Raw genomic sequence first — 12999 nt, 5'->3', positions numbered from 1 at the left:
GTTCCAGATTGGGGAAGCCAGTGAACAGACGACTCCTGGCCGCTCTCGGTAGCGCCGCCCTGGCGCTGAGCATGGCGGCCTGTAGTGGCGACGGCGCCGGCAGCGGCGGAAACGACAGCGACCAGCCCGGCGACCTGACGATCGGCGTCTCGATGCCGACCCAGACCTCCGAGCGGTGGATCGCGGACGGCAACTCCGTCAAGGAGAAGCTCGAAGCCAAGGGCTACCAGGTCGACCTCCAGTACGCCGGTGACGACATTCCCACCCAGTCCCAGCAGGTCGACCAGATGATCACTCGCGGTGCCGACGTGCTCATCATCGCGGCGATCGACGGCACGGCGCTGAGCGGGCAGTTGCAGGCGGCGGCCGACGCGGACATCCCGGTCATCGCCTACGACCGGCTCATCCGGGACAGCCCGAACGTCGACTTCTACGTCAGCTTCGACAACTACAAGGTCGGCGTCGCCCAGGCGACCGCCCTGCTGGTCGGCCTCGGCGTGCAGACCAAGGACGGCGCGAAGGGTGAGGCGAAGGGCCCGTTCAACATCGAGCTGTTCGCCGGGTCGCTCGACGACAACAACGCCCACTTCTTCTTCGACGGCGCGATGGACACGCTGAAGCCGTTCATCGACGACGGCACCCTGAAGGTGACCTCCGGGCAGACCAACATCGAGCAGGTGGCGATCCTGCGCTGGCAGCAGGAGGCCGCGCAGCGGCGGATGGAGGACCTGCTGACCTCCAGCTACACCGGCGGCACCAAGGTCGACGGCGTGCTGTCGCCGTACGACGGGCTGTCGCGGGGCATCATCACCGCCCTGCAGAACGCCGGCTACAAGGGCGCCGACTTCCCCGTGGTGACCGGCCAGGACGCCGAGATCGCCTCGGTGAAGCTGATCGACGACGGGGTGCAGAGCTCCACCATCTTCAAGGACACCCGGCTGCTGGCCGAACAGGCCGTCGTCGCCGCCGAGGCGTTCCTGACCGACAAGGCGCCGGAGGCCAACGACACCGAGACGTACAACAACGGGGTCAAGGTCGTCCCGTCGTACCTGCTGCCGGTCCAGACGGTGTACAAGGACGACATCAAGCCGGTCCTGATCGACTCGGGCTACTTCACCGCCGAGGAGGTCGCCGCCGGCCAGGCCGGCTGACGGCACCGCCGGGCTCGGTGGCGCGATCGCCGCCGAGCCCGGCGCCACCCCTGACACCCACGACGATCTGGAGGCTCAGGATGGTGAGCACGGACGACAACATCCTCGAGATGCGTCGCATCACCAAGACCTTCCCGGGCGTGGCGGCGCTCCAGGACGTCACCCTCGCGGTACGCCGTGGGGAGATCCACGCCATCTGCGGCGAGAACGGCGCCGGTAAGTCCACCCTGATGAAAGTGCTCTCCGGGGTCTACCCCTCCGGCAGCTACGACGGCGAGATCCTTCTCGACGGCGCACCGGTGCACTTCCGGGGCATCCGCGACAGCGAGCAGCGGGGCATCGTCATCATCCACCAGGAGCTCGCCCTGGTGCCGTACCTGTCGATCGCCGAGAACATCTTCCTCGGCAACGAGCAGCGCGGGCCCGGCGGGCTGATCGACTGGAACCGCACCAACGCCGAGGCGGCGAAACTGCTCGCCTCGGTAGGGCTGGCGGAGAATCCGATGACGCCGGTGGTGCAGCTCGGCGTCGGCAAGCAGCAACTGGTGGAGATCGCCAAGGCCATCTCCAAGAAGGTCCGGCTGCTCATCCTCGACGAGCCGACCGCCGCGCTAAACGACATCGACTCGGCCCACCTGCTCGACCTGATGCGACGCCTGCGCGACGAGGGCATCACCTGCATCATGATCTCGCACAAGCTGAACGAGATCACCTCGATCGCCGACTCCACCACGGTGCTGCGGGACGGGCGGACGGTGGAGCGGCTCGAGATGGCCTCCGGCGAGGTGACCCAGGAACGGATCATCCGCGGCATGGTCGGCCGCGACATCGACAGCTTCTACCCCGACCGGGTCTCCACGCCGGGGGAGGAGGTGCTGCGCATCGAGGACTGGTCGGTGCGCCACCCGACCCAGGACCGCCTGGTCGTCGACGGCGCGAACCTGAACGTGCGCGCCGGCGAGGTCGTCGGCATCGCCGGGCTGATGGGGGCCGGGCGGACCGAACTGGCGATGAGTGTCTTCGGGCGCGCGTACGGTCGCGACATCACCGGTCGGGTGTTCATGCACGGCCGGCAGGTGCGGGCACGCACCGTCGCGGAGGCCATCCGCAACGGCATCGCGTACGCGACGGAGGACCGCAAGCGCTTCGGCCTGAACCTCATCGAGGACATCCGGCGCAACATCTCGGCCGCCGGCCTGCGCCGGCTCGCCCGGCTGGGCTGGGTGCACGACAACGAGGAGATCAAGGTCGCCGAGACCAGTCGGCGCGACATGAACATCAAGGCGCCGAGCGTGATGTCGATCGTGGGAAAGCTGTCCGGCGGCAACCAGCAGAAGGTCGTCCTGTCGAAGTGGCTGTTCACCGACCCCGAGGTGCTGATCCTGGACGAGCCGACCCGGGGTATCGACGTCGGTGCCAAGTTCGAGATCTACACGATCATCAACCGGTTGGTGGCCGACGGCAAGGCCGTCATCATGATCTCCTCCGAACTGCCGGAGCTGCTCGGCATGTGTGACCGCATCTACACGTTGTCGGCCGGGCGCATCACCGGCGAGGTGCCGGTCGCCGAGGCGACCCAGGAAAAGCTCATGGAACTCATGGCGAAGGACAAGGAAAGCGTCGGATGACCAGCACCAAGCCCACCTCGGCCGACCGGAAGTCGGCTGAGAGCGCTTCCGCCGCAGTGCACGTCGGCACCAGCGACCCGCGTACGCTGATCATGAACAATCTGCGGCAGAGCGGCATCTTCGTCGCTCTCGTCGTCATCGTCGCCCTGTTCGCGTTCCTGACCGACGGTCTGTCGCTGAGCCCGGGCAATATCACCAACATCGTCCTTCAGTACTCGTACATCCTGGTGCTCGCCATCGGCATGGTCATCGTGATCATCGGCGGACACATCGATCTCTCGGTCGGCTCGGTGGTGGCGCTTACCGGCGCGGTCTCCGCGGTGGTCGTGATCCGGCAGGGACAACCGTGGTGGGTCGGCGTGCTGGCAGCCCTGGTGGTCGGGATCGCGGTCGGCGCCTGGCACGGTTTCTGGGTGGCGTACGTCGGCATTCCGGCGTTCATCGTGACCCTCGCCGGCATGCTGCTGTTCCGCGGCCTCACCCTGCGGGTGCTGGACAACATCTCGCTGTCGCCGTTCCCGGCCGAGTACAACCGGATCGCGGCCGGGTTCCTCAACGGACTGATCGGTGGCGACGGCTACGACGCCTTCACCCTGCTCATCGGTGGCATCGCGGTGGCCGGCTACGTGGTGAGTGGCTTCCGCACCCGGGCGGCCCGCGTCCGCTACCAGCAGCCCGTCGAGTCCTTCGCGTTGTTCGTCGCGCGGATGGCGCTCGTCGGCGCCGTGGTGATGTGGTTCGCCTGGCAACTTGCCCACGCGCGTGGCCTGCCGATCGTGCTGATCATCCTGGCCGCCCTGGTGCTCGTCTACGGACTGCTCACCCGGCGGACGGTCTTCGGACGCCAGGTCTACGCGATCGGTGGCAACCTCTCGGCGGCGATGCTGTCCGGGGTCAAGGTCCGGACCGTGAACTTCTGGATCTTCGTGAACATGGGCTTCCTGTCCGCGGTGGCCGGCATCATCTTCTCCTCCCGCTCCAACGGTGCGCAGCCCGCGGCGGGCAACATGTTCGAACTCGACGCGATCGCCGCGGCGTTCATCGGCGGCGCGGCGGTCACCGGCGGTGTCGGTACGGTCGTCGGCGCGATGGTGGGCGGGCTGATCATGGCGGTGATGAGCAACGGGATGCAGCTGATGGGTGTGGACCAGTCGTTGCAGTCGGTGGTCAAGGGCCTCGTGCTGCTGGTCGCCGTGGCCTTCGACGTCTACAACAAGCGCCGCGCCGGTGCCAGCCGCTGAGCGAGGGCCTCAGGGTCGGGGCGCGGGGCCGGCCCCGCGCCCCGCGCTTGACGCCGGGTGACGGTGCGGAAACACTCCTCGGGTCAGCTCCGCGTCGCCCGGAGCTGAGCTGCGGAGGTCGCATTGGTCCAGGAGGAGATCCGCCGACGTAGCGCCGGCACGCTGTTGCGGCAGGTGCATCTGCGTGGTCCGCTGTCCCGCGCCGAGTTGGGCGAACGGATGAGCCTGAACCGCAGCACCATCATGGGGTTGACCACCGACCTGAGCCGGGTCGGCCTCGTCGGCGAGGAGTCGCCGGTGGACACCGGCCGAGCCGGCCGCCCGTCCCTGGTGGTGCGACCGGCCGTCGAGCGCTGCTACGTCCTGGCCTTCGACGTCGCCGTGGACCGGTTGGTCGCTGCCCGGGTCGGACTCGGCGGCATGATCCTGGACCGGCGGGAGGCGGTGCGTCCGCGCGCCGGTCCGGACCTGCACGACGTGGTCGCGGTCCTCGCCCGCTTCGGGCGGCAACTGCACCTGGCGGCACCGCCGGGCGCCAGGTGCGTCGGCGTGGGTGCTTCGTACTGCGGGATGATCCGGCCGGGGGACGGGATGGTGCGGTACGGGCCCGACCTCGGCTGGGTCGACCAGGCGTTCGGCGGCGAACTCGGCCGTCGCCTCGGCCTCGGCCTGCCGGTGGCGGTGGGCAACGAGGCCCACCTCGGCGCGCAGGCGGAGCAGCAGCGCGGCGCGGGAGTCGGCCTCGACGACCTCGTGTACCTGCACGGTGACGTCGGCGTGGGCGGGGGGATCATCGTCGGCGGGCGGCTGCTGGGCGGTGACAGTGGCTACGGCTGCGAGTTGGGGCACATGGTGGTCAATCCGTACGACGGCCGGCCCTGCGGTTGTGGCTCGTACGGCTGCCTGGAGGCGGAGGTCGGCGAGCGGGCGCTGCTCGACGCCGCCGGTCGGCCCGCCGAGTTGTTCGGGCGTCGCGCCGTCCGGTCCGTGGCCGACGACGCCGACCGTGGCGATCCGGCGGCACGGGAGGCGCTGCGCCGGGTCGGTGACTGGCTCGGCATCGGGGTGGCGAACCTGATCAATCTGTTCAATCCGGGCATGGTGGTTTTCGGTGGGATGCTCTGCGACCTGTACCCGGGAGCCGCCGCCCAGGTGCGCGCCCGCATCGCCCGTCACGTGCTGCCGGTGGCCCGGGAGACGGTGAAACTGCGTACCGCTGCCCTCGGCGACGACGCCACCCTGGTCGGCGCGGCGGAACTCGGTTTCGCCCGGTTGCTCGACGATCCGTTGGCGGTGTTCACCGAACCGGTGCCCTCGGCCGTCGGCGTCCGGCTGACGAGGGCTTCGCGGGGGCGCCCGGAGACGTGAGCACGGGTGGTCGGTACCGGAATCACGGTCGATGCGATGGCACCGGGGTAGCCGACCAGGGGGCGGGCCTGCGACCATGCAGTCCGTTACGGAGCTGTTGCCGGGAGGTGTCTTGACGACATCGGATGTGAGCGTTAACACTGAGGTCCGTCATCGGCCGGAGGTGAAGATGAGCGGTGTGGCAGCGGGCGACAAGTACGTCGTCGGCGTCGACTACGGCACCCTGTCTGGGCGGGCCCTGGTGGTCCGCGTCCGCGACGGTGCCGAGCTGGGAACCGCGGTGCACGAGTACCGCAACGCGGTGATCAGCTCCGCGCTGCCGGACGGAGGTACGCCGCTGCCGCCGGACTGGGCGTTGCAGGACCCGGAGGACTACCGCGACGTGCTGCGCCACGCGGTGCCGGCGGCGGTGGCCGCCGCCGGGGTCGACCCGGCCGACGTGGTGGGCATCGGCACCGACTTCACCGCCTGCACCGTGCTGCCGACGCTTGCCGACGGTACGCCGTTGTGCGAGGTGCCGGAGCTGCGGCAGCGACCGCACGCCTGGGTGAAGCTCTGGAAGCACCATGCCGCCCAGCCGCACGCCGACCGGATCAACGCATTGGCCCACGAACGTGGCGAGCCCTGGATCGGCCGCTACGGCGGCAAGATCTCCGCCGAGTGGCAGTTCGCCAAGGGCCTGCAGATCCTGGAGGAGGATCCGGAGGTCTACCACCGGGCCGAGCGGTTCATCGAGGCGGCGGACTGGATCATCTGGCAGTTGTGCGGCGTCGAGACCCGCAACGTCTGCACCGCCGGCTACAAGGGCATCCACCAGGACGGCAGCTACCCGTCGACGGACTACCTCACCGCGCTCAACCCTGGTTTCGGGGACTTCGTGGCCAAACTGGACGGCCCGCTGACGCCCCTCGCCGCGCGGGCCGGTGGACTCACCGCCCGGGCCGCGGCCTGGACCGGGCTGCCGGAGGGGATCGCCGTCGCGGTCGGCAACGTGGACGCGCACGTGACCGCGGCCGCCGCCCAGGCGCTCGACCCGGGCCGACTGGTGGCGATCATGGGCACCTCGACCTGCCATGTGGTCAACGGCACCGATCTCGCCGAGGTGGCCGGGATGTGCGGCGTGGTCGACGGTGGCATCAGTTCCGGTGCGTGGGGCTACGAGGCGGGGCAGAGCGGCGTCGGCGACATCTTCGGCTGGTTCGTCAAGCACGCCGCCCCGGCCGGTGTCGACTCGCACGAGCGGCTCACCGAACTGGCCGCCGCGCAGCCCGTCGGCGCGCACGGTCTGGTCGCGCTCGACTGGTGGAACGGCAACCGTTCGCTGCTGGTCAACCACGACCTCAGCGGGCTGATCGTCGGGCTGACCCTGGCCACCCGCCCGGAGGACATCTACCGGGCCCTGCTGGAGGCGACGGCGTACGGCACCAGGATGATCATCGAGGCGTTCGTCGAGGCCGGTGTGCCGGTCGACGACCTGGTGATCGCCGGTGGCCTCACCTCGAACGAGCTGCTGATGCAGATCTACGCCGACGTCACCAACCGGCCGTTGGGCATCATCGGCTCGGCGCAGGGGCCGGCGCTCGGTTCGGCGATCCACGCCGCCGTGGCCGCCGGCGCCCACTCCTCGATCCACCAGGCGTCCCAGGCGATGGGGCGGATGTCGGCGGGGGTCTACCAACCGGACCCGGATCGGGTACGCGCCTACGACGCCCTCTACGCCGAGTACCGGGCGCTGCACGACCACTTCGGTCGCGGCGCCAACGACGTGATGCTGCGGCTGCGGGCGATCCGCAACGCGGCAGTGGAGTCGGCGTCGTCGCCGCAGGAGGTGTTCGCGTGAACGTCGAAGTGAGCCGACAGATCAGCGAGTTGCGGGAGAGCGTGGCCCGGCTGCACGGGGAACTGACCCGGTACGGTCTGGTCGCCTGGACGGCCGGCAACGTCTCCGCCCGGGTGCCCGGTCACGAGCTGATGGTGATCAAGCCGAGCGGCGTCGACTACGACGACCTGTCGGCCGACAACATGGTGCTCTGCGACCTCGACGGCGTGCCGGTCGAGGGGGAACTGTCGCCGTCGAGCGACACCGCGGCGCACGCCTACGTCTACCGCGCCATGCCCGAGGTGGGCGGTGTCGTGCACACCCACAGCACGTACGCCACCGCCTGGGCGGCGCGCGGCGAGTCGATCCCGTGCCACCTCACCGCGCAGGCTGACGAGTTCGGCGGGGAGATCCCGGTGGGTCCGTTCGCCCTGATCGGCGGCGACGACATCGGCAAGGGGATCGTCAGCACCCTCACCGGGCACCGTTCGCCCGCGGTGCTGATGCGCAACCACGGCGTGTTCACCATCGGGCGCAACGCCCGGGCCGCGGTAAAGGCCGCGGTGATGTGTGAGGACGTCGCCCGAACCGCGCACCTGACGCGAGCGCTCGGGCAACCGGTACCGATGGCGCAGGCCGACATCGACGCCCTCTACGACCGCTACCAGAACGTCTACGGCCAACGTTCTTCGCCCCCGGCGAACTCCTGACCGACCCGGTGAGCCGGGTCGCCCGGTACCAACTGACGCACAGGATCCGCACCACCAGCGTCGGCCGCTCGCGTACCTCCGCGGCCGGCGTGGACAACCGCACCCCACCCGAGGAGATCCGATGAGGAACATGCGAATGCCCATGGCGCGTCGGCGCGCCATGGCGGTCGTGGCCGCCGTGCTGCTCGCCGGCGCCGTGGCGGCCTGCGGCAACAGCGACACCGGCAGCGGCGGCGACGGCGGCGACGACGGCAAGCTCGTCCTGGGCTTCTCCCAGGTCGGTGCCGAGAGCGGCTGGCGTACGGCCAACACCAACTCCATCAAGGAGGCGGCGACCGAGGCTGGCATCGAGCTGAAGTTCGACGACGCGCAGCAGAAGCAGGAAAACCAGATCAAGGCCATCCGCAACTACATCCAGCAGAAGGTCGACGTGATCGCCTTCTCGCCGGTGGTGGAGTCGGGCTGGGACACGGTGCTCAAGGAGGCCAAGGACGCCGGCATCCCGGTCATCCTGACCGACCGGGCGGTGGACTCCGCCGACAAGTCGCTCTACAAGACCTTCCTCGGCTCGGACTTCGTCAAGGAGGGCCGACTGTCCGGTGAGTGGCTGGTGGAGAACAAGAAGGACGCGACCGGCGACGTGAACATCGTCGAGTTGCAGGGCACCACCGGCTCGGCGCCGGCCAACGACCGGAAGAAGGGCTTCGCCGAGGCGATCGCGGCCGACCCCAAGCTGAAGGTCATCGCCTCCCAGTCCGGCGACTTCACCCGGGCGGGCGGCAAGCAGGTGATGGAGCAGTTCCTGAAGGCGCACCCGAAGATCGACGTGCTCTTCGCGCACAACGACGACATGGGTCTGGGCGCGCTGGAGGCGATCACCGCGGCGGGCAAGGAGCCCGGCAAGGACATCACCATCATCACCATCGACGCGGTCAAGGACGGCATGCAGGCCCTGGCCGACGGCAAGTTCAACTTCATCGCGGAGTGCAGCCCGCTGCTCGGCCCACAGCTGATGGACCTGGCCAAGAAGGTGCACGCCGGTGAGGAGGTGCCGCCGCGGATCGAGACCGAGGAGACCACCTTCACCCAGGAGCAGGCCAAGGAGGCCCTGCCCAACCGCAAGTACTGATGACGCACGGGGCCGCCGCACCGACGTGGCGGCCCCGCCGCGTCGCCCATTCCCGACGGACTGGGCGGCCGGCCCGACGTCCCGTGCCCACGCCGCCCGGCCGGCCAGCTGGCCGGCCGGGCGGCGTGCCGGGACAACTGGCCCTTCCGCATCGATGAAAAGTAGAAGAGGATCGATGGGATGACGGATAGTCGTCCGGTCCTGACGATGACCGGGATCAGCAAGTCCTTTCCCGGGGTGCGCGCACTCCACAACGTCGATTTCCGGCTCTTTCCCGGCGAGGTGCACGCCCTGATGGGCGAGAACGGCGCCGGCAAGTCCACCTTGATCAAGGTGTTGACCGGCGTGTACGGCATCGACGAGGGCACCGTCACCCTCGACGGCGAGCAGGTGGCCTTCAACGGACCGATGCAAGCCGCCGCGGCCGGGGTCAGCACGGTCTACCAGGAGGTCAATCTCTGCCCGAACCTGTCCGTGGCGGAGAACATCTTCATCGGCCGGGAGCCGCGCCGCCTCGGTGCCGTCAACTGGGGCGAGGTGCGGCGGCGGGCCCGCCAGCTGCTGGCCCGGCTGGACCTCGACATCGACGTCACCGCGCCGGTGGCGAGTTTCTCCCTGGCCGTGCAGCAGATGGTCGCGATCGCCCGGGCGATCGACGTGCAGGCCCGAGTGCTGATCCTGGACGAGCCGACCTCCAGCCTTGACGCCGGCGAGGTCGCGCAGCTGTTCCGGATCATGCGGCAGCTGCGGGACGAGGGCATCGCCATCCTCTTCGTGACCCACTTCCTCGACCAGGTCTACGGCATCGCCGACCGGATCACCGTGCTGCGCAACGGCGCGCTGGTGGGGGAGTACCCGATCGCCGAGCTGCCACAGCTGGCGCTGGTGGAGAAGATGATCGGCAAGGAGCTCGACGTTCTCGAACTCATGGAGGAACACCCCCGGCAGACGGCGACGGCGACCGAGGGCGGTGCCCCGTTCGTCCAGGTGTCGAACCTCGGCCGCCGGGGTGCGGTCGCTCCGTTCAGCCTGACCATCCACGCCGGGGAGGTGGTCGGCCTGGCCGGGCTGCTCGGCTCCGGGCGTACCGAGGTGGCGCGGCTGTTGTTCGGCGCGGATCGCGCCGATCGTGGCGAGGTACAGGTGGACGGCACCCGCACGGGCCTACGCAACCCGGTGCAGGCGATCGACCAGGGCATCGGCTTCTGTTCGGAGAACCGGCGGGCGGAGGGGATCATCGCGGACCTGTCGGTCCGGGAGAACATGATCCTGGCCATGCAGGCGGCCCGGGGCTGGCTGCGTCCGATTCCACGCCGTCGTCAGGACGAGCTGGTCGACCGGTACATCAAGGCGTTGAGCATCCGTCCGGCCAACCCGGAGATGCCGGTGCGCAACCTCTCCGGCGGCAACCAGCAGAAGGTCCTGCTGGCCCGCTGGCTGATCACCGAGCCGCGACTGCTCATCCTGGACGAGCCGACCCGGGGCATCGACATCGGTGCGAAGGCCGAGATCCAGAAGCTGGTGGTACAGCTCTCCGACGGTGGCATGGCGGTGCTGTTCATCTCCGCCGAACTGGAGGAGGTACTGCGCCTGAGTCACCGGATCGCCGTGATGCGTGACCGTCAACTGGTCGCCCAGCTCGACAACGACGACACTGTGGACGCCGACCGGGTGATGCAGACCATCGCCAGCGGAGCCGAGCACGAGGAGGCGAGCCGATGAGCGACGCCGGGAACCGCTTCCGTACCCTGCTCGGCCACCGGCTGTTCTGGCCGGTCGCCGTGCTCGTGGTCATGCTGGCGGCGAACACCGTCTACCGCCCGGGGTTCCTGTCCGTCGAGGTCAACAACGGGCACCTGTACGGCACCCCGATCGACATCCTGCGGCTGAGCGCACCGCTGATCCTGGTCGCACTTGGCATGACCCTGGTCATCTCCACCGGCGGTATCGACCTGTCGGTCGGCTCGGTGTGCGCGATCAGCGGCGCCATCGCCTGCCTCTACATCAGCCGGGCACCGGATCAGGACAACCTCGTCACCGTGCTGACCGCGCTCGCGATGGCGCTCGGGGCCGCGCTGGCGCTGGGCGCCTGGAACGGGGTCCTGGTCTCCGTCATCGGCATCCAGCCGATCATCGCCACGCTCATCCTGATGGTGGCCGGCCGGGGTCTCGCACAGCTGGTCGCCGAGGGCCAGATCATCACCATCAACTCCGGTCCGTACCGGGCGATCGGGCTCGGGCACCTGTTGACCCTGCCCTTGGCGATCTTCATCGCGCTGGCCGCGGCCCTGCTGGTCGCGGCGTTCACCCGGCGCACCGCGCTCGGCATGATCGTCGAGTCGGTGGGCGGCAACCGGGAGGCCAGCCGGCTGGCGGGCATCCGGTCCGGTCGGGTCGTCTTCCTCGTCTACGTGGTGAGCGCCGCCTGCGCCGCGATCGCCGGGTTCATGATGACCGCGAACGTCTCCAGCGCCGACGGCAACAACACCGGCCTGTGGGTGGAACTGGACGCGATCCTCGCCGTCGTCATCGGCGGCACGTCGCTGGCCGGTGGCCGGTTCTACCTCGGCGGCACGATCCTCGGCGCCCTGATCATCCAGACCCTCACCACCACGGTGTACGCCATGAACATCTCACCCCAGACCGCGCTGCTGTTCAAAGCGGTCGTCGTCATCGCGGTCTGCCTCATCCAGGCACCGGCCTTCCGGGCGAAGTTCCGCCGGCGACGGTCCGGGACACCACCGCCGCCCCAGTCGTCGCCGCAGCGGCAGAAGGAGCAGGTGCCGGCATGAGTGAGCGTCAGCGAGCGAATCGTCAGTGCAGGGTGTTGGTGCCTCATGGCGGCACGGAGCGGAGCGGAGTGCCGGCATGAGTGAGCGTCAGCGAGCGAATCGTCAGTGCAGGGTGTTGGTGCCTCATGGCGGCACGGAGCGGAGCGGAGTGCCGGCATGAGTAGTCTTTCGATCTCCGCTCCGAGTTGGGCCAGGCTGCCCCGGCGGCACATGCCGGTGCTGGCGACGCTGGCGCTGCTGCTGGTGATGTACGGCATCGGGGTGTCCCAGTACCGGGCGTTCTCCAACATCCAGGTGGTTTTCAACGTCTTCATCGATAACGGTTTCTTGCTCGTCATCGCCGTCGGGATGACCTTCGTGATCCTCACCGGCGGCATCGACCTGTCGGTCGGTTCGGTGGCGGCGATGACCGCGATGGTCTCGGCGTGGCTGCTCCAGTCCGGCCTGCCCGCGCTGCTGGTGCTGGTGATCGCCCTGCTGATCGGGCCCACGCTCGGGTTCCTGATGGGCTGCGCGATCCACTTCTTCGACATCCAGCCCTTCATCGTCACCCTGGCCGGGATGTTCTTCGCCCGGGGCATGTGCACGTTCATCAGCAACGCGTCGATTCCGATCAACGACGGGTTCTGGACCACCATGTCGCAGTACCGGATCGGCGATCCCCGGGGCAACTTCGTCTCGATCAGCGTGCTTGTCGCGTTCGCGGTGGTCCTGATCGCCGCGTACGTGCTGGCGTACACGCGACTGGGGCGCAACGTCTACGCGATCGGCGGCAACCCGCAGTCGGCGCTGCTGATGGGGCTGCCGTTGGGCCGGACCCGGATCGCCGTCTACACCATCAGCGGCCTGTGCGCGGGGATCGGCGGGATCCTGCTGTCCTTCTACACGCTCTCCGGCGCCCCGCTGATCGCCATCGGGATGGAGCTCGACGTGATCGCGGCCGTGGTCATCGGTGGCACGGTGCTCACCGGGGGTTCGGGGTACATCTTCGGCACGGTGCTCGGTGTGCTGGTACTCGGCGTGATCCAGACCCTGATCACCTTCGACGGCAGCCTCAACTCCTGGTGGACCAAGATCGTGATCGGAGGCCTGCTCTTCGCGTTCATCCTGCTCCAGCGCCTCATCGGCATCCGCTACAAGTGACCGCCCCTCTCGCGGAAG

Annotated in this window: 10 protein-coding genes; all 10 read left to right on the top strand. The window is 69.0% G+C overall.

What is annotated here, in order from left to right:
* Positions 1-20 precede the first annotated feature (20 nt).
* The 10 genes from chvE to yjfF all read left to right on the top strand — a co-directional run bounded on the left by chvE (position 21) and on the right by yjfF (position 12981).
* Positions 21-1151 carry a multiple monosaccharide ABC transporter substrate-binding protein gene (chvE, locus tag KBX00_RS04065; RefSeq protein ID WP_307868035.1) on the top strand — a complete coding sequence of 377 codons (1131 nt, stop codon included), beginning with the start codon at positions 21-23 and terminating at the stop codon, positions 1149-1151.
* Positions 1152-1231: 80 nt separating this feature from the next.
* The gene (mmsA, locus tag KBX00_RS04060) at positions 1232-2779 is read left to right on the top strand and encodes a multiple monosaccharide ABC transporter ATP-binding protein (RefSeq protein WP_210823314.1); all 1548 of its coding nucleotides are present in this window, start codon (positions 1232-1234) and stop codon (positions 2777-2779) included.
* Positions 2776-4020, top strand: coding sequence for a multiple monosaccharide ABC transporter permease (gene mmsB, locus KBX00_RS04055; protein ID WP_210823312.1), 1245 nt, complete (start codon positions 2776-2778; stop codon positions 4018-4020). The genes mmsA and mmsB overlap by 4 nt, the downstream gene beginning before the upstream one ends.
* A 123-nt stretch (positions 4021-4143) precedes the next feature.
* Entirely contained in the window at positions 4144-5388 is a 1245-nt protein-coding gene (locus tag KBX00_RS04050; protein WP_210823310.1) for an ROK family protein, read from the top strand.
* Positions 5389-5557: 169 nt separating this feature from the next.
* On the top strand, positions 5558-7228 hold the full coding sequence (gene araB, locus KBX00_RS04045) for a ribulokinase (protein WP_210823308.1): 1671 nt from the start codon (positions 5558-5560) through the stop codon (positions 7226-7228).
* Complete coding sequence (locus KBX00_RS04040) at positions 7225-7917, top strand: L-ribulose-5-phosphate 4-epimerase (RefSeq protein ID WP_307868034.1); 693 nt, start codon at positions 7225-7227, stop codon at positions 7915-7917. Before araB ends, KBX00_RS04040 begins: the two co-directional genes overlap by 4 nt.
* Before the next feature lie 121 nt (positions 7918-8038).
* Positions 8039-9046 carry an ABC transporter substrate-binding protein gene (locus tag KBX00_RS04035; RefSeq protein ID WP_374225246.1) on the top strand — a complete coding sequence of 336 codons (1008 nt, stop codon included), beginning with the start codon at positions 8039-8041 and terminating at the stop codon, positions 9044-9046.
* Positions 9047-9226: 180 nt separating this feature from the next.
* The gene (locus KBX00_RS04030; protein WP_210823306.1) at positions 9227-10768 is read left to right on the top strand and encodes a sugar ABC transporter ATP-binding protein; all 1542 of its coding nucleotides are present in this window, start codon (positions 9227-9229) and stop codon (positions 10766-10768) included.
* Positions 10765-11838, top strand: a complete 1074-nt coding sequence (locus tag KBX00_RS04025) for an ABC transporter permease (protein WP_210823304.1) — start codon at positions 10765-10767, stop codon at positions 11836-11838. Before KBX00_RS04030 ends, KBX00_RS04025 begins: the two co-directional genes overlap by 4 nt.
* 156 nt (positions 11839-11994) lie before the next feature.
* Positions 11995-12981 (top strand): galactofuranose ABC transporter, permease protein YjfF, encoded by a 987-nt coding sequence (gene yjfF, locus KBX00_RS04020; RefSeq protein ID WP_210823302.1) that lies wholly within the window; start codon positions 11995-11997, stop codon positions 12979-12981.
* The last annotated feature ends 18 nt before the right edge of the window (positions 12982-12999 follow it).

This window comes from Micromonospora sp. C95 (genome assembly GCF_018070465.1).
Classification (GTDB): domain Bacteria; phylum Actinomycetota; class Actinomycetes; order Mycobacteriales; family Micromonosporaceae; genus Micromonospora.
Note: the sequence above shows the minus strand (reverse complement) of the source record. Positions and strands in the feature narration are given on the sequence as shown.

Bases quoted from the DNA above. Each gene is read 5' to 3' on its own strand.
- mmsA (WP_210823314.1), top strand. From the start codon at position 1,232: ATGGTGAGCACGGACGACAACATCCTCGAGATGCGTCGCATCACCAAG.
- mmsB (WP_210823312.1), top strand. From the start codon at position 2,776: ATGACCAGCACCAAGCCCACCTCGGCCGACCGGAAGTCGGCTGAGAGC.
- araB (WP_210823308.1), top strand. From the start codon at position 5,558: ATGAGCGGTGTGGCAGCGGGCGACAAGTACGTCGTCGGCGTCGACTAC.
- KBX00_RS04035 (WP_374225246.1), top strand. From the start codon at position 8,039: ATGAGGAACATGCGAATGCCCATGGCGCGTCGGCGCGCCATGGCGGTC.
- KBX00_RS04030 (WP_210823306.1), top strand. From the start codon at position 9,227: ATGACGGATAGTCGTCCGGTCCTGACGATGACCGGGATCAGCAAGTCC.
- KBX00_RS04025 (WP_210823304.1), top strand. From the start codon at position 10,765: ATGAGCGACGCCGGGAACCGCTTCCGTACCCTGCTCGGCCACCGGCTG.
- yjfF (WP_210823302.1), top strand. From the start codon at position 11,995: ATGAGTAGTCTTTCGATCTCCGCTCCGAGTTGGGCCAGGCTGCCCCGG.